This window comes from Mycobacterium sp., assembly GCF_032159765.1.
GTDB lineage: Bacteria > Actinomycetota > Actinomycetes > Mycobacteriales > Mycobacteriaceae > Mycobacterium.
The window spans coordinates 1-21,074 of record NZ_JAVHWM010000165.1; the positions used below are offsets into that span (position 1 = coordinate 1).

Below are 21,074 nucleotides of genomic sequence, written 5' to 3' on the forward strand. Positions count from 1 at the left end.
GTCGGCATGGATTTCGATCCGACCCGCGCGATGCCGGCATATAACTGGATGACGGTTGCCAAAAGCGCGCTGGAATCGGTCAACCGGTTCGTTGCGCGCGAGGCAGGCAAGTTCGGTGTGCGCTCTAATCTCGTTGCGGCTGGGCCGATTCGGACGTTAGCCATGAGCGCCATCGTCGGCGGTGCGCTCGGCGAGGAGGCCGGCGCCCAGATGCAGTTGCTCGAAGAGGGCTGGGATCAGCGCGCTCCAGTCGGCTGGAACATGAAGGACCCGACGCCGGTGGCGAAGACGGTGTGCGCCTTGCTGTCCGACTGGCTGCCTGCCACCACCGGCACGGTGATCTACGCCGATGGTGGCGCCAGCACGCAGTTGCTGTAAATGGATTTCGACGCCGTCCTGCTGCAGTCATTCGGCGGTCCGGAAGGGCCGGAGCAGGTGCGGCCATTCCTTGAAAACGTCACGCGCGGAAGGGGTGTACCGCCGGAGAGGCTCGATGACGTCGCTGAGCACTACCAGCATTTCGGGGGAGTCTCGCCGATCAACGGCGTCAACCGGGCGCTGATCGAGCAGATCCGCGCCGAGCTGATCGAACGCGGGCGCGAGCTGCCGGTCTACTTCGGGAACCGCAACTGGCACCCGTTCATCGAGGACACCGTCGCCACGATGCGCGACGACGGCGTCCGTCGTGCGGCTGTCTTCACGACGTCGGCATGGGGCGGGTATTCAAGTTGCACACAGTATCTCGAGGACATCGCTCGGGCACGGCGGGCAGCGGGGACCGCCGCGCCGGATCTGGTGAAGCTGCGACACTACTTCGACCACCCGCTGCTGGTCGAGATGTTCGCCGAGGCGATCACCGCTGCGGCGACGGGGCTGCCCAACGCAGTGCGTGACCGTGCCCGGCTGGTGTTCACGGCGCATTCCATTCCGCTGCAAGCAAATTCACGATGCGGACCGGATCTGTACAGTCGCCAGGTCGGCTATGCGTCAGCGCTTGTCGCGCGGACAGCCGGGTTCGCCGACTACGACCAGGTATGGCAGTCCCGGTCGGGGCCGCCGCGGATCCCGTGGCTGGAACCCGACGTGTCCGATCATCTCGCCCGGCTGGTCGCCGCAGGGACCCCGGCCGTGATCGTTTGCCCGATCGGTTTCGTCTCCGACCACATCGAGGTGATCTGGGACCTTGACCATGAGTTGCGCCTGCAGGCTGAGGCCGCGGGCATGGCGTTCGGGCGGGCGGCGACCCCGAACGCCGACCGGCGCTTCGCCCGCCTCGCGGTCGACCTGATCGACGAGCTGCAGGACGGGCACGAGCCGGTGCGGGTACCCGCATCCGATCCCGTTCCACTGCAGGGCGTTTCGGTCAACGGCGCACCCTGCACGCCCGAATGTGCGCAAAACCGCTAGCAACGAGCGTGCGTGAAGTCATGCAAAACGTCGGCGTGTCGCCTGCAGACTCGCACGCTCGCGGCGGTTAGGCGCGGTGTTGCCAGGCGGAGTACAGGATCGCGGTGATCGCGGCCGCTCTGGCCGACCGAACCACCGCCGACAGTGGTTTGAGCGCTTCGTTGGCGATCTGGGCGTCCGACAGCGTCTGGGTGCCGATCGGCATCAGATCCGCGCTGACCGTGATGATCGCGTCGACGCGCGCCACGTTCTCGAGTACGCGCAGCGCCCGCGCGGGCGCGTCCTCCGGGACCTGATGCAGTCGAGTGGATTCGAGCACCTTCTCGACCATGCCGCGCGGGTCGGCGACGTCGAAGCCCGGTCGGATCGCACCAAGGGCCTCGGCTGCAGAACGCACCGCCGAGCGCAGCGCGAATTCGGCCTCGCCCAGGTCCTGGTACGACGGTGTTGGTGCCGTCGGCAGCGCGTGCGCGGTCCACACCAGCCCGCTCGGCGCAGCGTCCTGCCCGCATTCATCATCGCCGTAGTCGAATTCGGGTACCAGGCCGATGGCCGTTCGACGGTCGTCGGAGACGATCAGCGCCTCTCCGGCGCCCAGCGCGTCGCGCCCGAACGCCGTGCCGGCGACCAGTCCCAGCACATCCCCAGGAATAGGCAACACGATGCTGATCGAAGGTTCGCTGCGGGGCGATCCGGACGCCGTGCGCAATGTCCGGAGCAGCATCACCGCGCTCGCTTCGTCGAGATCTGGCCACGGCAACCCGGTTCGCTCTGCTGCCACAGAGTCGTACGCTGTCACGAAATGCTTTGGCGCCCAGAGCGATAATGCGTCGAGAACGTCGTCAGGCGCAGCAGCACCCGCGAGCCACGCATTGGCCCACACCGACAGCGACGCACTCGGGCACCACATGATGACGGAGTGTAATAGTTCGCCCCGGACGCGGCCTGTTACGCGCTACGCTGGCGGCATGCCTGTGGCGCTCATCTGGTTGCTCGTCGGCCTGGGGCTGGCAGGCGCAGAGGTATTGACCGGCGACATGTTCTTGCTGATGTTGGGCGGTGGCGCACTTGTCGCGGCGGGGTCAGCGTTGATTTTCAGCGATCTCTGGGTGCAGGGGGTCGTTTTCCTGATCGCGTCGATTCTGCTGCTGGTCGGCGTCCGCCCCATCCTGCGACGGCACCTGACCTCAGGCAAGGGCCTGCCAGAACCGATGAAGGCGCTGGAAGGCAAGACGGCGTTGGTGCTCGACAAAGTGGCGCTGCATGAGGGCCAGGTGAAGCTCGACGGCCAGATATGGACCGCCCGGCCGCTCAACGAGATCGATGTTTTCGAACCCGGCGACCAGGTGACCGTCGTGCACATCGACGGGGCGACCGCGGTCGTGTCAAAGGTGATCTAGAGGCTCGCCGATAACGGGCTCCGATAAGGAAGGAAGTCTTCATGAATGGTTACGTCGCGCCGTTGATCGTGCTGGCGGTGCTCGTCGTGCTCGCGATCATCATCGTCGTGAAATCGGTCGCGCTGATCCCGCAGGCCGAGGCAGCGGTTATCGAGCGGCTGGGCCGCTACAGCAAAACCGTGTCCGGGCAGCTGACACTGTTGCTGCCGTTCGTCGACCGGATCAGGGCACGCGTCGACCTTCGTGAGCGGGTGGTGTCGTTCCCGCCGCAGCCGGTGATCACCGAGGACAACCTGACGGTGAACATCGACACCGTCGTGTACTTCCAGGTGACCAACCCGCAGGCCGCGGTGTACCAGATCAGCAACTACATCGTCGGCGTCGAGCAGCTCACCACCACCACACTGCGCAACGTGGTCGGCGGCATGACGCTGGAGCAGACACTGACATCGCGTGACCAGATCAACGGACAGCTGCGCGGGGTGCTCGACGAGGCCACCGGCCGGTGGGGGCTGCGCGTGGCTCGCGTCGAGCTGCGCAGCATCGACCCGCCCCCCTCGATCCAGGACTCGATGGAAAAGCAGATGCGGGCCGACCGCGAGAAGCGCGCGATGATCCTCACAGCCGAGGGCAGCCGGGAGGCGGCGATCAAGCAGGCCGAGGGGCAGAAGCAGGCCCAGATACTCTCCGCCGAGGGCGCCAAGCAGGCCGCGATCCTGGGGGCCGAGGCAGACCGGCAGTCGAGGATGTTGCGCGCTCAAGGCGAGCGCGCCGCCGCTTATTTGCAGGCGCAGGGACAGGCGAAGGCGATCGAGAAGACGTTCGCGGCGATCAAGGCGGGCCGACCGACACCGGAGATGCTGGCCTACCAGTACCTGCAAACGCTGCCGCTGATGGCGCAGGGCGAAGCGAACAAGGTGTGGCTGGTCCCGAGCGACTTCGGTACGGCCCTGCAGGGCTTCACCAAGATGCTCGGTGCGCCAGGCGACGACGGTGTGTTCCGTTACCAGCCCTCGCCGGTCGACACGGATCTGCCGAAGCCGGAGGACGACTCGGACGAAGTGGCCGACTGGTTCAACACGCAAACCGATCCCGAGATCGCTCAGGCTGTGGCGGCCGCAGTGGCTGATGCGCGATCGACCGATGTCAGCGCGATCCCCGCGGCACCGATCGATCCGCTGCCGCCGATGCAGTACCCCCCGCTGTCGCAGCAGCAGCACGAATCATCGGGTCCGCGGCACGGCGGGGGTGGGTTGGAGCTTTGACCAGCGCGCTGACTTCGCCGAGGACCTACCGGCTGCTCGCCGGGTTCCAGGCCGTCGACTCGGTGGCGTGCGCGATCCCGTTGTCCTACATCGAGAAAGCGATGGACGATCTGCGTGTTCCGCCGGGGATTCGCTGGATCCTGCCGGTGGCGAAGGCAGCATCCGTTGTCGGATTGCTGTCGGTCGCGCGGTTCCCGGCGCTCGCACGGCTGACGACGGCGATGCTGACGATTTACTTCGTCCTCGCTGTCGGCGCGCACATCCGTGTGCGCGACCCCGTCGTCAACACAATCCCGGCGGCATTCTTCCTGCTGACGTACGCAGCGCTCACCGGAAAGGGACCCGACCGAGGCGCCTAGGCGGATATCGGTGCGGCAATGCAATCCTCGGGCTCGCGCTCCCTTCGGTGAGCCCGGTACTCGAAGACGAGACCGAACAGGCCGAGGCAGCCCGTCGCCGCTGACACCGCGATCAGCAACGGGCTGATATGCCCGGTGAACGCATCGCCGAGTACGACGATCGCCAACGTGCCTGGAATGAGGCCGAAGAAGGTCGCCAGTGTGTAGGGTGCCGATCGGATCGCGGACGCCCCCGCCGCGTAGTTGATCACCGAGAACGGCACCGCGGGTATGAGTCGTAGCGACAGCACGACAGGCCAGCCTCGTCGCCTCAGCCGCGCGTCGGCGGCTTCGATCGCCGGGTGACTGACCAGTCGATCGAGCCGCCAGCCCACCGCGCGGACCAACCAGAATGCGATGAGCGCGCTGACTGTGGAGGCCAGGACTGCAAGCACGACACCGAGTGCTGAGCCGAACAGCAGACCCGCCGCCAGGGTGAACGCTGTGCGCGGGAACGGGAACACCGTGATGACGATGTGAGCGGCAAGGAATGCGATCGCGAACCACGGCCCTGCCGACCGCACCCAGTCCCGAAGCTCCACAGCCGTGGGCATCGGCAGGAACACGATCAATGCGACCAAAATCACAAGGCCCACGAGAGTTGCGACCATCCGCCGGGGTGACACCTGGCGTGCAGTGGCGATGAGTGCAGAAAGCACGCCACGTGCGCCGTTGCGGACGTTCGCGCTGAGCACGGCTACAAACCCTACGGCGTTGAGCCGGTGACCATCATTTAGCCTGGTGGGATGTCCACGGGAGCGTCGGTCGACCTAGCGGAGGTTGAGCGTGCGCGTCGTGAGTGGCGCTCGGCGGTGGCCGGGGTCCTCGTCAAGAGCACGCGGCGCGATCCGGCCGATATGCCCAGTGATCCCGAACGACTGCTCGACGCGCCGACCTACGAGGATTTCCCGATCCGGCCGTTGTACACGGCGTTGGATGCCCGCCCCGAGAATCCGCTGCCCGGCACGTGGCCGTTCGTGCGCGGCGGCGACCCGCTTCGCGACGTCAACGCCGGGTGGAAGGTCGCCGAGGCGTTTCCTTCGTCGCTGGGCAAGGATCAGACCGACATCAACGGCGCGGTGCTGCTGGCGTTGACCGAAGGCGTCAGCGCGCTGGCACTGCGGATCGGCGACACCGGTATCGCCGCGGGGGACATTCCCCGGGTGCTCGAGGGCGTGTACATCGAATTGGTGCCGATCATGCTGGACGCCGGCGCTTCCTACGGCGCAGCCGTCGACGCACTGCTTTCGCTGGTCGAGGCGGTCAGCGACGACTCGTACGCCATGCTGTCGATCGATCTCGGCGCCGACCCGCTGACGTGCGCGCTGAGCGGCCGGCCCGCACCCAGCCTCGACGACGTGGTCGCGACCGCGTCAAGGCTGGTCGGCTACGGGGGTGGCGTGCGGGCGATCACCGTGGACGGACCGGCATTCCACGATCGCGGCGCGAACGCCTCCTGGGAATTGGCGGCCAGTGTGGCGGCCGGAGTTGGCTACCTGCGGGCGTTGCCGGCGCTGACTGCCGGTGATGCGCTGCGGCAGATCAGCTTCCGGTTCGCCGCCGATGATGACCAGTTCATGACCATCGTGAAATTCCGCGCGGCCCGCCAACTCTGGGGGAGGGTGGCCGAAGTGGCGGCCGCCTCCGACGCCGGCGCAGCAACCCTGCACGCCGTGACGTCGATGCCCATGATGACGCAGCGTGATCCGTGGGTGAACATGTTGCGTACCACCGTCGCGGCGTTTGCCGCCGGCGTTGGTGGGGCCGACACGGTTCTGGTCCACTCGTTCGACGCCGCGATCCGCGGCGGTGCTCCTGGTGTAAGTCCCGGTTTTGCGCGCCGCATCGCCCGCAACACCCAGTTGCTTCTGCTCGAGGAATCCCACATCGGACGGGTGCTCGATCCTGGCGGTGGCTCCTGGTACGTCGAGGATCTCACTGAAACCCTTGCGCAACAGGCGTGGACGCACTTCCAGCAGATCGAACAGCGTGGTGGCTTCACTGAGGCGCAGGATTTCATCATCGCCGAAATCGCCGAGACCAGCGCGCGCAGGATCACGGACATCGACCATCGGCAAACGAAAATCACCGGCGTCAACGAATTTCCGAAGCTCGACGAGGACGTACTGCCCGAGCGCGGCGAAGTCGGCGACATCCGTCGATACGCGGCGGACTTCGAAGCGCTGCGGGACCGCTCGGATGCGTATCTGGAGCGCACCGGTGTCAGGCCGCGAGTGTTGTTGCTGCCGTTGGGTCCGCTCGCCGAGCACAACGTGCGCACGACGTTCGCGACGAATCTGCTGGCATCAGGCGGCATCGAAGCGGTCAATCCGGGAACCGTCGATGCACAGACGTTGCCGTCCGTCGCCGAGAAGGTCGGGGCGACATTGGACACGGCGATCATCTGCGGTACCGACGCCCGGTATGGCTCCGACGTCGCCGGTGTCGTCGAGGCGGGCCGTACGGCGGGAATCTCGTTGACCTACTTGGCGGGCCCGCGCAAGGCTGTCGCCGATCTCGACGAATCGCAGCTTCCCAACGATTACCTCACATCGGCTATCGACGCCGTCGACGCGTTGTCGAATCTGCTCACCCGATTGGGGGCCTGAACGTGAGCACACCTACCTCGGTAGTCGGCAGCTTCGCTGAGATCCCTTTGCACGGAAACGAAGTCGCCAGCCCACCCACGGAAGCCGATGTGACGGCGCACGCGGCCGCGGCTGCGGCTGCGCACGGCTACACAGCCGAGCAGCTGGACTGGCACACGCCGGAAGGCATTGTGGTGAGGCCGGTCTACACCGCTGCCGACCGTGCGGCGGCGATCAGCGCAGGGCACCCGCTCAACAGCTTCCCGGGTGAGCCGCCGTTCCTGCGGGGACCGTATCCGACGATGTATGTGAACCAGCCGTGGACGATTCGCCAGTACGCGGGGTTCTCCACCGCGGCGGAGTCGAACGCGTTCTACCGGCGCAATCTCGCGGGCGGTCAGAAGGGGCTATCGGTGGCCTTCGATCTGGCCACCCACCGCGGTTACGACTCGGATCATCCGCGCGTGCAGGGTGACGTCGGAATGGCGGGGGTGGCAATCGATTCCATCCTCGACATGCGCCAGCTTTTCGACGGAATCGATCTGTCGACAGTCACCGTGTCGATGACGATGAACGGCGCTGTACTGCCGATCCTCGCGCTCTACGTGGTGGCCGCGGAGGAGCAGGGCGTGCCACCGGAGAAGCTGGCCGGGACAATCCAGAACGACATCCTCAAAGAGTTCATGGTCCGCAACACCTACATCTATCCGCCGAAGCCCTCGATGCGGATCATCTCCGACATCTTCGGGTACGCCAGCACCAAGATGCCGAAGTTCAATTCGATCTCGATCTCCGGCTACCACATCCAAGAGGCCGGGGCGACAGCCGATCTCGAGTTGGCGTACACCCTCGCCGACGGCGTCGAGTACATCAAGGCGGGTATGGCCGCTGGTCTGGACATCGACAAATTCGCGCCTCGGCTGTCGTTCTTCTGGGGCATCGGCATGAACTTCTTCATGGAGGTGGCCAAGCTTCGCGCGGGCCGCCTGCTGTGGAGTGAGCTCGTCGGGCAATTCAACCCGAAGAACCCGAAATCGCTTTCTCTGCGCACTCATTCGCAGACATCCGGGTGGTCATTGACCGCCCAGGATCCGTTCAACAACGTCGCGCGCACGTGTATCGAGGCGATGGCCGCCACGCAGGGCCACACCCAGTCACTGCACACCAACGCGCTCGACGAGGCGCTCGCACTTCCCACCGATTTTTCCGCCCGCATCGCCCGCAACACCCAGCTGCTGCTGGCACAAGAGTCGGGGACCACCCGGCCGATCGACCCGTGGGGCGGCTCGTACTACGTCGAGTCGCTCACCCATGAACTCGCCGCGCTCGCGCGCGCCCACATCGACGAAGTCGCTGAACACGGCGGCATGGCTCAGGCGATCACCGATGGCATCCCGAAGCTGCGCATCGAGGAGGCCGCTGCCCGCACTCAGGCACGGATCGACTCCGGCCAACAGCCCGTGGTCGGCGTAAACAAGTACCGCGTCGACGAGGACCACGCGATCGAGGTGCTCAAGGTCGAGAACAGCAGAGTGCGCGCCGAGCAACTTGCGAAACTCGAGCAGCTGCGTGCCGACCGGGATCCGCACGAGGTTGACGCCGCGCTGACTGCCCTGACGCGTGCGGCCGAGTCGGAGGGCAATCTGCTGGCCCTGGCCATCGACGCGGCCAGGGCCAAGGCGACGGTCGGGGAGATCTCGGACGCGCTGGAGAAGGTGTACGGGCGGCATCAGGCCGAAATCCGTACCATTTCCGGGGTCTACCGCGACGAAGTTTCAGGGAAGGGAAGCGCGACGGGTCTATCCAAAGCCACCGAGCTTGTCGAACGGTTCGCCGAGGCTGATGGCCGGCGGCCGCGCATCCTGGTGGCCAAGATGGGCCAGGACGGCCACGACCGTGGCCAGAAGGTCATCGCAACAGCGTTCGCCGACATCGGCTTTGACGTCGACGTGGGATCGCTGTTCTCCACCCCCGACGAGGTGGCACGGCAGGCGGCCGACAACGACGTGCACGTCATCGGGGTGTCATCGCTGGCCGCCGGACACCTGACGCTGGTGCCCGCCCTGCGCGAAGCGCTGGCCGCAGTAGGCCGACCCGACATCGTGATCGTCGTAGGCGGTGTCATCCCGCCCGGTGATTTCGACGAGTTGTACGCCGCGGGGGCCGCCGCGATCTTCCCCCCCGGCACCGTCATCTCCGACGCTGCAATCGGCCTGTTGCACAAGCTCGCCGAGCGCCTGGGGTACACCCTCGGCGATGACTGACAGCCGGACTGTCCAGCGGCTCGTCGACGCGGTCCGCAGCGGCGATCGCACGGAGCTGTCGCGCGCCATCACCCTGGTCGAGTCAACACGGCTAGACCGTCGCGACCAGGCCCAGCAGCTGCTTATGGAGCTCCTGCCGGACGCGGGAAACTCGCTTCACGTGGGAATCACCGGCGTCCCGGGAGTGGGGAAGTCGACGGCGATCGAGGCGCTGGGCATGATGCTCATCCAACAGGGCCATCGCGTGGCGGTGCTGGCCGTGGATCCGTCGTCGACGCGCACGGGCGGCTCGATTCTGGGCGACAAGACCCGGATGGCCAAGCTTGCCAACCATCCCGGCGCCTACATCCGCCCTTCGCCGACATCAGGCACTCTCGGCGGCGTCGCGAAGGCGACGCGCGAGACGATTGTGTTGCTGGAGGCTGCCGGTTTCGACGTGATCCTGGTGGAGACCGTTGGCGTCGGTCAGTCGGAGGTGACTGTCGCCGCGATGGTGGACTGCTTCGTGTTTCTCACCCTGGCCCGAACGGGAGATCAGCTGCAGGGCATCAAGAAAGGCGTGCTCGAACTCGCAGACATCGTCGTGGTTAACAAGGCGGATGGCGAGCATGCCGTCGAAGCGAAATCCGCGGCGCGCGAACTCAAAGCGGCTATCCGGCTGATCTATCCGCGTGAAACGCTCTGGCGCCCGCCCGTTTTGACGATGAGTGCTCTGGAAGGCACCGGACTGCAAGAACTGTGGGACACGGTCCTCAAGCACCGCGATGTCTTGACCGAGGCGGGCGAGTTCGAGTCCAAACGTAGGCGGCAGCAAGTGGAGTGGATGTGGTCGATGGTCCGCGACACCGTGATCGACCGCCTGGTGTCGGACCGCGGGGTGAAAGGCATTCGCGCCGAGGTGGAACGGCTGGTGCGCGACGGAGAACTGACCGCAGCGCTAGGGGCGCAACGCATTCTCGATTCCGCAGCGCGCACTTAACAGATCGGTAACAACTCGCCTAATTTGGACTGTTAGCGCGTCATCATGATTAGGTGACGCGCGCGCACCTGCATCTCATCGACGGCGGCCTACCGCATGGTGTTCAAGGCGCCGCCGACTCGCATTTCTCGTGTGCCATCAAACTGTTCTCGCGACTGTTCCCGGGTCGCCGCTACGGCGGGGGTGCCTTGGCGGTGTATCTCGACGGCCAACCAGTGGTCGACGTATGGACCGGATGGGCCGACCGGCGCGGTGAGGTGAAGTGGTCGGCCGACACCGCGGCGATGGTGTTCTCTACCACCAAAGGTGTTGCCGCGACGGTCATTCACCGGTTGGTCGATCGCGGGCTGATGACCTACGACGCGCCGGTCGCCGAATACTGGCCGGAGTTCGGCGTCAACGGCAAATCGGCGATCACCGTGCGAGAGCTGATGCGGCACCGGGCCGGGCTGTCACACCTCAACGGCGTCAACAAAGTCGACGTGCTCGACCACCGCTTGATGGAGCAGCGGATCGCGGCGGCGCCCGTGACGCGGCTGCTGGGCCAGCCTGCCTATCACGCACTCACCTACGGGTGGTTGATCTCCGGATTGGCCCGCGCGGTGACCGGGACCGGAATGGGAGAGCTGGTTCGCACCGAGGTCGCACAACCACTGAACACCGATGGTCTGCATCTCGGCCGCCCGCCAGCCGAATCGCCCACCCGGGTGGCGGAGATCCTCATGCCCCAAAGCGCCCGCGCCAATTCGGTGTTCAACCTCCTTGCGCCCAAGTACGCGGCCTTGTGGTTCTCCGGCGGATTCGGCGCGATGTACTTCCCTGGGGTGAAATCCTTTGTTCAAGGCGACATCCCGTTCCTCGACAGCGAGATCCCGTCGGTCAACGGCGTGATGACGGCACGCGCACTGGCCAAGATGTACGGGGCGATCGCCAACGGCGGACGGATCGATGGAACCCGCTACCTGTCCGCCAATCTGGTCCGCGGCCTGACGGGCAAACCGAGCCTTCGTCCCGACCTCAACATCATGGTTCCGCTGTCGTTTCACCTCGGCTATCACTCGGTGCCGGTGCCCGGGGTGATGCCCGGATTCGGACACGCCGGGCTCGGCGGCTCCATCGGATGGGCCGATCCGAGCACGGGGATGTCGTTCTCCTTCGTGCATAACCGACTGCTGACTCCGATGATGTTCGACCAAGCCGCATTCGTCGGCCTCGTCGGACTGCTGCGTCGCGGCGCCCAGGCGGCCCGCACGCGCGGGCACCACGTCGTGCCCCAATTCGGCGCGCCGTACCCGGAGCCTCAAGGAGTCGTCGCGGGGTAGGACGCGCGACCGTCGTCGGGCTCGTCAGTGGCGCACCGCTCGGCGGTTGGCGGCTCGTGTCAGTGCGAGACCTTGGTGAACCACTTGGTCCTGACCCGCCAGGAATGAGCCGAGGCCAGCGCAAAGACCGCGCCGCACACGCAAGCGAAAAACCACACGAGCACGCCGTTCTCCAGCCCCTGAAGGGCAGGCACGAACGCCGTGGTAATCCGCACGACGCAGGCCATGATCCCGCTGATGCATGCGGCCAGATATACGTTTGCCATCGTGCGTGACCGCGGATCCTTGCGCAGCACCAGCAGCGCCCGCGAGCCGTATCCGAGGAGATAGATGAGTGTGCCGCAGAGCAATAGCCAGTAGATGCTCAGCCAGAAGTCGGTGGGCACCGTGAAGAAATCCGCCCGGTAGATCCGCGCGCCTGCGCCGACGGAGAACGTCGCGAGCAGCAACGGGATGCACAAGGTCGCGGGGCGTTCGACGTACTGCTTGAAGGTCCGCTGCATCTCGTTGTCACTGGCCAGCCGGCCCAGTGCGTTGTACACGATCGCCGACGCAGCGACGATGTAGCAGTCGTGGCCGATGTAGTCTTCGAGATTCCATTTCCCGGTGAGCGCGTGAAGCCAATGCCCGACTGTCCGCGACGCGAGGGGAGACATCAACAGCACGGCGGCACCTTGCAGCGCGATGTTCAGCGTGGCCGCGACTTCCCATCGACATGTCCACGTGACCCGTCGAATCCACAGGCTCCACCCGATGCAGGCCACTGTAATCAGGATCAGTGTTGCTACGGCCATCGGAACTTGCCTTTGCGCGGGAGTGATGTCAGCAAAAAGATAATACCGTTGCTGTGGCTATAACGGGGGCGCATCGAGCCGCGGTTTCAACTCAGATAACCGCGTCCTGTGGGGCGCCGATGTGACGACCTCGTTAACGGTTGCCATCGCGAGCGGGCCCGACTCGACGTAGCGCTGCACCTCGTGGTGCGTCATCAGGCCGAACCGGACCTGGAGGTCCGGATAGTTCAGGCTGAACCGGTCGGCGACGAGGCGCAGTTCCTCGGCGTTCGGATAGTCACGGTCCTTGATCCGCCGGTAATAGGTGCTGCTGGAGACTCCGAGCGCGTCGTAAATCTCTTTGGCGTCGATCTCCCCGTCGAGCAGATAACCGAGCAACGCCTTGAGCTGTCGACCGTTCTCGTCTGTCCGCGGCATCCAATGAGGATAGCCTGTCATCCCGGTTTTGGGCAGCCCCTAGCAAATGCGGGAATTGTCTCCCTTATTGACACAGCCGTCACACTTTTGGCACATGTCTCCCATTTCTGGGACATTGGTTGTACGGTTGCCGTCATGTCGAATAACTCCGTCACGGCAACCATTCGGGTGGTGGACCATGACGTTGCTGAACCTGCTCGCCCCGACGATCTTGCAAGGATTCCCGCCCCAGTGACGGGCCTCCTCACTGAAGAGCTCGACGAAGCCGCGCGTCATCTGGCCATCCCGACCGACGAGATCCTGCTCGGTGCGCTGGGCCGGACCATCGCACGCACACTCGGGGCCGGTGACCTGGCTGTCGACGTATCCGTCAAGGGCGCCGACAGCACGGTCACGTTGGCGTGCACCACCGTCCGGCAGGCCAGCGCCACGAAAGCTCTGCTGGCGGTCCGTCAGGCGATCGCTGAGGGTGATCGCCTCGCGCACGATCTCGCAGATGTGCACTTCGCCTACACCAGCTCAGTGCCTGAGCCCGCGTACATCCAGGCATTGCCGACTGGTGCGCACGCCCTTGAAATCCGCGTGTATCGCGCCGCACGGCGGGTGCAGATGGATTGGTGGTACGACACCCGTCAGCTCGACCGCTACACGGTCGAAGAGATGACGGAGCAGTTCCCACTTGCGCTGATCGACCTCACATCGGAGGCCAGCCCGCTGGCGGAGGATTCGGCCGAGATCGGGGACACCCATCACCAGCTGATGGCCGGCAGCCTTTAGGGCACTCGCTGCCGTCAGGCAGTCACCGAATGCGCCAGTTGAGCGCCGATTTCGGTGACGAACTGATCGGCTGCGCCGAGGAACGCGCTCCAGCTCAGCAGGCGCTTGAGGTAGAGGTGCGCGTCGTGTTCCCAGGTGTAGCCCACGCCGCCGAACACCTGGATCGCCGTTTCGCCAACAGTGACGAGCCGCGCGGCGAACGCCTTGGTTCGCACGGCGGCGAGATGGCGTTCTGAGGCGTCGGCCGCGTCGGCCGCCCACAGCGCATGCAAGACCCCGCTGCGGGCGAGCTCCACCGTCTCGTACATGTCCACGCAGAGGTGTTGGACGGCCTGAAAGCTGCCGATCGGCTGGCCGAACTGTCGGCGCACCTTGGCGTACTCGACGGCGTTGGTCAGCACCGCGGTCGCGGCACCGAGGGCGTCGGCGGCGTGCGCGCACAGCACATCGTCGACGAGCGCGCCGATCGCTTCGGGTGAGGCGGATGCGAGCGGGCGGGCGGGCACGTCGTCGAGCGTGACGTCGAAGTATCTACGTGTCGGGTCTACCCCGGATACCCGGGTTGCGACGATGCCGGGTGCGTGGGCTTCGGCAGCGAGAAGCTCGGTGCCGCTCTTGGTATCGGCGAGGACGAGCAGGACGTCGGCAGCCGCCATGTCAGGAATCCCGGCGAGCGTTCCCCGCAGCGCGACGTCCTGCCCGTGCTCGTGCGCCGACGGACGCGTGCCGGCCAGCGGCCCGACGGTGACGATGACGGAGCCGTCGGCGATGCCGCGCAAGAGGTCAGCGGCCTCGCTGCCGGCGTCGACGCGCTGCAGCGCGCGGGCAGCGGCCACGGCGCACGACAGCCAGGGTCCTGGATGAAGCGCCGACCCGAGTTCCTCGGCGACGATCCCGGCCTCGACCATCGTCATGCCGGCGCCGTCGTGCTGAGTCGGCACCAACAGGCCCGTGGCACCCAGGGCGGCCAGACCGCGCCACACGTCATCGGTGGTGCCGGCGGGATCATCGAGCATCGGCCGCACATACGATGCAATGCTTGCCTTTTCGGCAAGGAACTTGCGCACGGTGTCGCGCAGTGCTGCCTGCTCGTCAGTTGGTTCGAGGTTCATTTGCGTGGCAACCCGAGAACTCGCTGGGCGGTGATGTTCTTGTTGATCTGGGTGGTGCCCCCGGCGATGGTGAGCGAGCGCGACGACAGCCGATAGTGTGCCCACCGGCCGTCGGCACCCTGCGGTCCGAGTGTGTCGAAGCCGATGGCGGCCAGTTCCTGGCCCACCTCACCCCACACCGTCTTGGCGAGGCTGGCCGATCCGAACGCGTCGCCACCGTGCAGCGTTGCCGAGATCGACCGCAGGCACAGCACTTCGAGGTACTTGATCCGTACGGCGATCTCGCCGAGCCGGTGCAGGGTCGAGCTGTCCTGGAGGGCGGGCCGGCCGTCGACCGTGGCGTCGGCCAAGTCGGTGACGAGGTCGTGCAGGCGCAGCTGCATCTCCGCGTATAGCCTTGCTGCTCCTGCTCGTTCGTGGCTCAGCGTGGTGGTTGCCACCTGCCAGCCGCCGTTGAGTGGTCCGAGAAGTGAGTCGGCGGGCACCCGCACGTCGGTGAAGAAGACCTCGGCGAAGTCCGTGTCACCGGTCATGGTCTCGATGGGCCGGACCTCGATCCCAGGCAGCTTCATGTCGACGATCAGGCACGAGATGCCCTTGTGCTTCGGGGCGTCGGGGTCTGTGCGCACATACAACTGACACCAGTCGGCGCGTGGTGCCAGGGAGGTCCAGATCTTTTGCCCGTTGACCACCAAGTCGTCGCCGTCCTGGGTTGCGCGAGTGCGCAGCGACGCGAGGTCGGAGCCTGCCTCCGGTTCCGACATGCCCTGACACCAGATGTCGTCCGCGCGCCTCATCCGGGGGAGCAGTGAGCGCTTCTGGGCGTCCGACCCGTAGTGCATGATCGCCGGGGCGATGTTGTTCATCCCGATCACGTTGAGCGGCAGCGGAGCCCGTGCGCGCGTAGTCTCCTCCGCGTAGACCAGCTGCTCGAGGACGGTGGCGCCACGCCCACCGAAATCCGTCGGCCACGACACCGCGGCCCATCCCGCGTCGGCAACCTTGGCGTCCCATGCCCGAAGCGTGTCGAACCCCGCGCCCGTGCGGTCGCGCCCGCGGGCCGCGGCGAGCACGTCGTCAGTCAGGTTCGCGGCGAGCCACTCACGCAACTCCTTGCGGAACGCCTCCACCTCAGGCGGGTATGAGAAGTCCACGGTCCCTCATCGAGTCGTCCGGTCGGCTGGGGCACGCGGGACTTTACCGGAACAGATATTTGATCAGGCGCGGACCGGTGCCGAACCCGCTGTCGGTGTCTTTTCTATTTTAGGTATTTTAGATACTGTGCCGCGTACCTGCGCAGGTAGTCGCGGGCGGACCGGCTGGTGGAGAGGTGAGCATGGCAAGAGGGATCATCTACCTGCAGACGATGCCGGTGTCGCCGGACAAAGAGGCGGAATACCACAAGTGGTACAACGAGACTCATCTGGCGGAGATCTGCTCGGTCGACGGGGTCGTCTCCGCGCGCCGGTTCCAGCCAACCGACGGTGAGGGGCCCTTCGTGGCTATCTACGAGCTCGACTGCGATGACCTCGACGGGGTCGTGCAGCGGCTGGGGGAGCTCGGCAAGAGCGGCACGATGTCATCGCTGCAGTACCTCAGCATGGACTCGCCACCTCCGATTCCGAAGGTCTACCGGGAGATCGGGTCCTATTCAAAGTGACTTTTAGCGCCGCGCAGATGCGCCACATGTACGCGTTGATGGTGCTGATGAAGGCTGCCGATGACCGGCTGTCGAAGGGAATCGGCACAGGCGAGTTCATGTGCGTGTACTGGCCGTCGCGCGGCCAGGAGGCGATCGCCGCGGCGATGGGCGTGTGCTTGCGCGATGACGACCAGCTGGTGACCACGTACCGCGGGCTGCATGATCTCATCGGTAAAGGCGTTCCGCTGGAAGAGATTTACGGCGAGATGATGGGACGCACCGTTGGCGCGAGCCGCGGTAAGGGCGGCACCATGCACATCGCCAAGCCGGAGAAGGGCGTGATGCTCTCGACGGGGATCGTCGGTGCCGGGCCGCCCGTCGGTGTGGGCCTGGCGATGGCGGCCAAGCGCAAGGGACTCGACCGCGTCACCGTCGTCAGCTTCGGCGACGGCGCCACTAACACCGGATCGTTCCACGAGGCCGCGAACATGGCGGCGCTGTGGGATCTGCCGCTCGTTCTCGTCTGCCAGAACAATCAGTACGCCGAGATGACACCCACCACGGACACGATGAAGATCGAGCAGGTCGCCGACCGGGCCGCCGGATACGGCATGCCGGGTGTGCGCGTCGACGGGAACGATCCGCTGGCCGTCGGTGCCGTCCTGGACGAGGCGTTGCACAGGGCGCGCCGGGGCGACGGTCCCACGTTCATCGAATGCCTGACGTTCCGCTTTCGTGGCCACTACTTCGGCGACCGCACCCCGTACATCCCCAAGGACCAGATGGAGGCGGCAATGGCTGCTGACCCGGTGCCGCGGTTCCGGCGTTACTTGGTCGACAACGGCGTCTGCACCGACGACGAGCTGAGCGGGATCGACGAGGGAGCGCTCACCGCAGTCGAGATTGCACTGAACGCGGTCGTCGCGGCGGACGCCCCTTCGGCGGACGAATTGGCCAAAGATGTTTATGCACAACCGATCCCGTATCCCGCCTGAGGCGCCTGATCGTGGACGACAAGGTGATGACGATGCGGGAGGCGCTCAACTTCGCGCTCGATGCCGCCCTGGCGTCTGACGAACGGGTGTTTCTTCTCGGCGAGGACATCGCCGACCCCGGCGCGTCGGGCCCGACTGCCGGGCTGTCGACGAAGTACGGCCACGACCGCGTTCTTGACACGCCGATCTCCGAGGCCGCGATCATGGGGGCCGCGGTCGGCGCGGCGATCGACGGGCTGTTGCCGGTGGCCGAGATCATGATCATGGATTTCATCGGGATCGCGGCCGACCAGCTGATCAACAACGCCGCGAAGCTTCGCTTCATGACGGCAGGCCGGACCACCGCCCCGCTCACCGTCCGCACCCAGGTCTACGGCGGGCTCGCCACGGGTGCCACGCACTCGCAGTCGCTCGAAGCCTGGTTCATGCACATCCCGGGGATGAAGGTGATCATCCCGTCGACGCCTCGAGACGGTAAAGGGCTGCTGACGTCCGCTATCTTCGACCCTGATCCGTGTCTGTTTGTCGAGACAATTCGCCTGCAAGGCCAAAAAGGCCCGGTGCCAACAGATCCCGGCTTCTCGATCCCGCTGGGGCTTGCCGACATCAAGCGGCCGGGCCACGACGTCACGCTCATCAGCTACGGGCGCAGCGTGCACGACTGTCTGGGGGCCGCCGCGACGCTGGAGGAGCAGGGTGTGAGTGCAGAGGTCATCGACCTGCGCACACTCTTGCCCCTCGACGTCGAGACCATGGTCTCCTCGGTGCGCCGCACCCGCCGGGCCGTGGTGGTGCACGACGCCGTCCAATTCGCCGGTCCCGGCGCCGAAATCGCCGCGACGCTGCAGTACGAGGCGTTCGGCGACCTCGCTGCGCCCGTCGAACGCGTTGGAGGGCGGTTCGTCCCGGCCCCTGCGGCGGCTGGCTTGGAAGCCCAGATCTACCCGTCACCGGCACGCGTCGTCGCTGCTGCGCAGCGAACGCTCCACGGGTCCGAGGCGAAAGCGCATGGGTGACTTCGTGATTCGCATTCCTCGTGTCTCTGTTGCGGTCTCCGAGGCCGAGCTCGTCGACCTCCTCGTCGAGCATGGCGAACATGTCGAGGAGGGCACCCCCATCTACACCATCGCAACGGAGAAAGTGGAACAAGAAATCGAGGCGGGCGCGTCAGGCACCGTCGAGTGGACGGGCGAAGTCGGCACCACGTACGACATCGGCGCACAAATCGGCGTCATCACGTCATAACCAGGAAGGGCATGCATGGATCTCGAACCCGATACCCGCGAGAGAATCATCTACGAAAAGAAGGGGCCGATCGCCAAGGTCACGTTGAACTGGCCTGAGAAGGCCAACGCGCAGGACCAGAAGCTCGCCGAAGAGGTCGATGCCGCCCTTCTGGATGCCGACCGCGACTACGACATCAAGGTCCTGGTCCTCAGGGCCAACGGCAAGGGTTTCTGTTCGGGGCACGCGATCGGCAACAACGCCGTCGACTACCCCGACTTCGTGACGGCCGCGCAGTACATGGGCACGCCGTGGAAGCCGCAGACCGATCTGTTCGTGAAGCCGATCCTGAATTTGTGGGAGTTCTCCAAGCCCACGATCGCCCAGGTGCACGGCTACTGCGTCGGCGGCGGCACACACTACGGGCTGACCACCGACATCGTGATCGCCTCCGAGGACGCCTACTTCTCGTACCCGCCGCTGCAGGGGTTCGGCATGCCGTCGGGTGAGTGCTCGATCGAGCCGTGGGTGTTCATGAACTGGCGCCGCGCGGCCTACTACCTGTATCTGGCTGAGGTGATCGACGCCAAGCGTGCACTGGAGATCGGGCTCGTCAACGAGGTGGTCAAGCTCGAAGACCTGGACGCCCGCGTCGACGCGATCGCCCGCCACATCGCCCAGGCGCCGCTGACCACGCTGCTGGCCACGAAGGCCAACCTGAAGCGGGCGTGGGAACTGATGGGCATGCGCGTGCACTGGCAGAGCTCCAACGACCTGGTGGCGCTCGCGTCGATCAGCAAGGACGTCCAGGAACTGATCCAGCGGGTATTCAAGGACAAGGTCCTGCCGTCGGAGATGGCACAGCGCCAGGCTGCCGCAGCGGCGTCGACCGACGGTGCGGCGGCCACTTAGCGGACGCGAGGAGCAGTCCAGGGTAGGCAGCGATGAATCTCGCCGACCACGCGATGAGGGCGCCAACCTCGGCTGCCCTCGTCGTTGGTGACGACGCGCCAATTTCGTACGGCGAGCTGTACGAGCGGAGCCGGCGCGTCGCGGCCCTGCTGCACGAGCGGGGCCTGCGCCGCGGCGACGGGGTGGCCCTGGTTCTTCCGAACTGCCAGGAGTTTTTCGAAATCACTTGGGGCTGCCAGCTTTCCGGGCTGTACTACACGGCGGTGAACATCCACTTCACGCCGGACGAGGTCGCCTACGTCATCGACGACTCCGAGGCACGGGCGGTGTTCGTCGACGCGTCGATGGCCGAGACCGCCGCCCACATCGTGAAGTCCAACGCCGGGGTCGAGACGCACGTCAGCGTCGGCGGCGATATGCCGGGCTGGACTGGTTACTCCGACGCGCTGCGCGAGGCCGGCGACGCGCCGCCGCACTCGGACGGTTCGGAGATGCTCTATTCGTCGGGAACGACGGGCCGGCCGAAGGCCGTCCGCAGGCCGCTCCCCGAGGGCGGTAATGGCTCGTGGGCGCAGATGGTCCTGGAGTACGCGCTCACAAAGCGCTACGGAATGACGGAATCCAGCGTGTACCTCTCGCCGGCGCCGCTGTACCACGCGGCAGGGGTCAACTACACGATGGCCGTTCACCGTGCGGGCGCGACTGCGATCGCGATGCGCAAGTTCGACGCCGAGGCTGTCTTGCGTCTCATCGAGAGTCACCGCGTAACGCACGCGCAGTTCGTGCCGACGATGTTCGTGCGGATGCTGAAGCTGCCCGAGGAGGTGCGTCGCCGCTACGACGTGTCGAGCCTGCAATGCGTGATCCACGCCGCCGCGCCGTGTCCAGTGGACGTCAAGCACCAGATGATGAAGTGGTTCGGCCCGATCATCCACGAGTATTACGGCGGCACAGAGGGATTCGCGGGCACCACGATCGACCCGCAGGAGTGGCTTGCTCACCCCGGCTCCGTGGGCAAACCGTTCAGCCCGGTCCACGTGGTCTCCGAGGATGGGGTGGAGCTGCCCGCAGGCCAGTCCGGTGAGTTGTTCTTCGAGGGCGGTCCGGCGTTCGAGTACTTCAAGGACCCGGCCAAGACCGCGTCGGTGTCCAACGACCGCGGCTGGCGGACATTGGGTGACATGGGCTACGTCGACGAGGACGGCTACCTGTACCTGACGGACCGCTCGACGTTCATGATCGTGTCGGGCGGGGTGAACATCTATCCGCAGGAAGCCGAGAACCTTCTGGTAATGCACCCGAAGCTGGTCGACGCGGCGGTGTTCGGCGTCCCCAACGACGAGTTCGGCGAAGAGGTGAAGGCCGTTGTGCAACCGGTCGACCCGGCAACTGCGGGTCCCGAGCTCGAGGCCGAGCTGATCGCGTACTGCCGAGCTCACCTGGCCGCCTACAAATGCCCGCGCTCCGTCGAGTTCGACCCCGAACTGCCCCGCGATCCCAACGGCAAGCTTTACAAGCGGCGCATCCGCGAGCGTTACTGGCAGGGACGGGCGTCGCGGATCGTATGAGAGGTGAGAG

Annotated in this window: 22 protein-coding genes; 16 read left to right on the plus strand and 6 right to left on the minus strand. The window is 65.8% G+C overall.

Translation table 11 applies throughout. From position 1 onward, the window contains the following. Together QOH60_RS19485 and QOH60_RS19490 are read left to right on the plus strand one after the other, a co-directional pair. A partial coding sequence (locus tag QOH60_RS19485) for an SDR family oxidoreductase (protein ID WP_526423394.1) occupies positions 1-378 on the plus strand: 378 nt, incomplete at its 5' end. Beyond that, positions 379-1,407, plus strand: a complete 1,029-nt coding sequence (locus QOH60_RS19490) for a ferrochelatase (protein WP_526423396.1) — start codon at positions 379-381, stop codon at positions 1,405-1,407. A 67-nt stretch (positions 1,408-1,474) separates the two neighbouring features. On the opposite strand, the gene QOH60_RS19495 is transcribed toward QOH60_RS19490, so the two are convergent. Continuing rightward, positions 1,475-2,317 (minus strand): Rv1486c family protein, encoded by an 843-nt coding sequence (locus QOH60_RS19495; protein ID WP_526423398.1) that lies wholly within the window; start codon positions 2,315-2,317, stop codon positions 1,475-1,477. A gap of 58 nt (positions 2,318-2,375) precedes the next feature. Between QOH60_RS19495 and QOH60_RS19500 the strand changes: the two genes are divergently transcribed. Genes QOH60_RS19500 through QOH60_RS19510 form a run of 3 tightly spaced genes read left to right on the plus strand, consistent with a single transcriptional unit; the run spans position 2,376 to position 4,431 of the window. Continuing rightward, the gene (locus tag QOH60_RS19500; protein ID WP_526423400.1) at positions 2,376-2,807 is read left to right on the plus strand and encodes an NfeD family protein; all 432 of its coding nucleotides are present in this window, start codon (positions 2,376-2,378) and stop codon (positions 2,805-2,807) included. 41 nt (positions 2,808-2,848) lie between these two features. Further along, on the plus strand, positions 2,849-4,072 hold the full coding sequence (locus tag QOH60_RS19505) for an SPFH domain-containing protein (RefSeq protein ID WP_526423402.1): 1,224 nt from the start codon (positions 2,849-2,851) through the stop codon (positions 4,070-4,072). Next, positions 4,069-4,431: a DoxX family protein gene (locus QOH60_RS19510; RefSeq protein ID WP_526423404.1), complete on the plus strand. Its 363-nt coding sequence runs from the start codon at positions 4,069-4,071 to the stop codon at positions 4,429-4,431. Before QOH60_RS19505 ends, QOH60_RS19510 begins: the two co-directional genes overlap by 4 nt. Here the strand turns inward: QOH60_RS19510 and QOH60_RS19515 are convergent. After that, on the minus strand, positions 4,428-5,165 hold the full coding sequence (locus QOH60_RS19515; RefSeq protein ID WP_526423406.1) for a TVP38/TMEM64 family protein: 738 nt from the start codon (positions 5,163-5,165) through the stop codon (positions 4,428-4,430). The genes QOH60_RS19510 and QOH60_RS19515 overlap by 4 nt on opposite strands. Positions 5,166-5,216: 51 nt before the next feature. Between QOH60_RS19515 and mutA the strand changes: the two genes are divergently transcribed. Genes mutA through lipL form a run of 4 tightly spaced genes read left to right on the plus strand, consistent with a single transcriptional unit; the run spans position 5,217 to position 11,623 of the window. After that, a complete protein-coding gene (gene mutA, locus QOH60_RS19520; protein ID WP_526423408.1) occupies positions 5,217-7,079 on the plus strand; it encodes a methylmalonyl-CoA mutase small subunit in 1,863 nt (620 codons plus the stop codon). 2 nt (positions 7,080-7,081) lie between these two features. Beyond that, entirely contained in the window at positions 7,082-9,322 is a 2,241-nt protein-coding gene (scpA, locus tag QOH60_RS19525) for a methylmalonyl-CoA mutase (protein ID WP_526423410.1), read from the plus strand. Next, positions 9,315-10,301 carry a methylmalonyl Co-A mutase-associated GTPase MeaB gene (gene meaB, locus QOH60_RS19530; protein ID WP_526423412.1) on the plus strand — a complete coding sequence of 329 codons (987 nt, stop codon included), beginning with the start codon at positions 9,315-9,317 and terminating at the stop codon, positions 10,299-10,301. The genes scpA and meaB overlap by 8 nt, the downstream gene beginning before the upstream one ends. A 53-nt stretch (positions 10,302-10,354) precedes the next feature. Then, positions 10,355-11,623, plus strand: coding sequence for an esterase/beta-lactamase LipL (lipL, locus tag QOH60_RS19535; RefSeq protein WP_526423414.1), 1,269 nt, complete (start codon positions 10,355-10,357; stop codon positions 11,621-11,623). A 59-nt stretch (positions 11,624-11,682) separates the two neighbouring features. Here the strand turns inward: lipL and QOH60_RS19540 are convergent, their stop codons facing one another. Beyond that, positions 11,683-12,417, minus strand: a complete 735-nt coding sequence (locus tag QOH60_RS19540; RefSeq protein ID WP_526423416.1) for a hypothetical protein — start codon at positions 12,415-12,417, stop codon at positions 11,683-11,685. A gap of 57 nt (positions 12,418-12,474) precedes the next feature. After that, positions 12,475-12,834 carry an XRE family transcriptional regulator gene (locus QOH60_RS19545; RefSeq protein WP_526423418.1) on the minus strand — a complete coding sequence of 120 codons (360 nt, stop codon included), beginning with the start codon at positions 12,832-12,834 and terminating at the stop codon, positions 12,475-12,477. A gap of 135 nt (positions 12,835-12,969) precedes the next feature. On the opposite strand from QOH60_RS19545, the gene QOH60_RS19550 reads away from it, so the two are divergent. Further along, positions 12,970-13,611 carry a hypothetical protein gene (locus QOH60_RS19550; protein ID WP_526423420.1) on the plus strand — a complete coding sequence of 214 codons (642 nt, stop codon included), beginning with the start codon at positions 12,970-12,972 and terminating at the stop codon, positions 13,609-13,611. A 14-nt stretch (positions 13,612-13,625) separates the two neighbouring features. Here QOH60_RS19550 and QOH60_RS19555 read toward each other — a convergent pair whose 3' ends face one another. Next, a complete protein-coding gene (locus QOH60_RS19555) occupies positions 13,626-14,723 on the minus strand; it encodes an acyl-CoA dehydrogenase family protein (RefSeq protein WP_526423422.1) in 1,098 nt (365 codons plus the stop codon). After that, a complete protein-coding gene (locus QOH60_RS19560; protein ID WP_526423424.1) occupies positions 14,720-15,877 on the minus strand; it encodes an acyl-CoA dehydrogenase family protein in 1,158 nt (385 codons plus the stop codon). The genes QOH60_RS19555 and QOH60_RS19560 overlap by 4 nt, the downstream gene beginning before the upstream one ends. 182 nt (positions 15,878-16,059) lie before the next feature. Between QOH60_RS19560 and QOH60_RS19565 the strand changes: the two genes are divergently transcribed. The 6 genes from QOH60_RS19565 to QOH60_RS19590 are packed head-to-tail and all read left to right on the plus strand — an operon-like array spanning position 16,060 to position 21,064. After that, a complete protein-coding gene (locus QOH60_RS19565; protein ID WP_526423426.1) occupies positions 16,060-16,383 on the plus strand; it encodes a hypothetical protein in 324 nt (107 codons plus the stop codon). A gap of 17 nt (positions 16,384-16,400) precedes the next feature. After that, entirely contained in the window at positions 16,401-17,360 is a 960-nt protein-coding gene (locus QOH60_RS19570) for a thiamine pyrophosphate-dependent dehydrogenase E1 component subunit alpha (protein ID WP_526423428.1), read from the plus strand. Between the two features lie 11 nt (positions 17,361-17,371). Then, positions 17,372-18,376: an alpha-ketoacid dehydrogenase subunit beta gene (locus QOH60_RS19575; protein ID WP_526423430.1), complete on the plus strand. Its 1,005-nt coding sequence runs from the start codon at positions 17,372-17,374 to the stop codon at positions 18,374-18,376. After that, entirely contained in the window at positions 18,369-18,605 is a 237-nt protein-coding gene (locus tag QOH60_RS19580) for a lipoyl domain-containing protein (RefSeq protein WP_526423432.1), read from the plus strand. Before QOH60_RS19575 ends, QOH60_RS19580 begins: the two co-directional genes overlap by 8 nt. Before the next feature lie 15 nt (positions 18,606-18,620). Continuing rightward, the gene (locus QOH60_RS19585) at positions 18,621-19,496 is read left to right on the plus strand and encodes an enoyl-CoA hydratase/isomerase family protein (RefSeq protein ID WP_526423434.1); all 876 of its coding nucleotides are present in this window, start codon (positions 18,621-18,623) and stop codon (positions 19,494-19,496) included. A gap of 32 nt (positions 19,497-19,528) precedes the next feature. Beyond that, positions 19,529-21,064: an AMP-binding protein gene (locus tag QOH60_RS19590; protein WP_526423436.1), complete on the plus strand. Its 1,536-nt coding sequence runs from the start codon at positions 19,529-19,531 to the stop codon at positions 21,062-21,064. Positions 21,065-21,074: the final 10 nt, after the last annotated feature.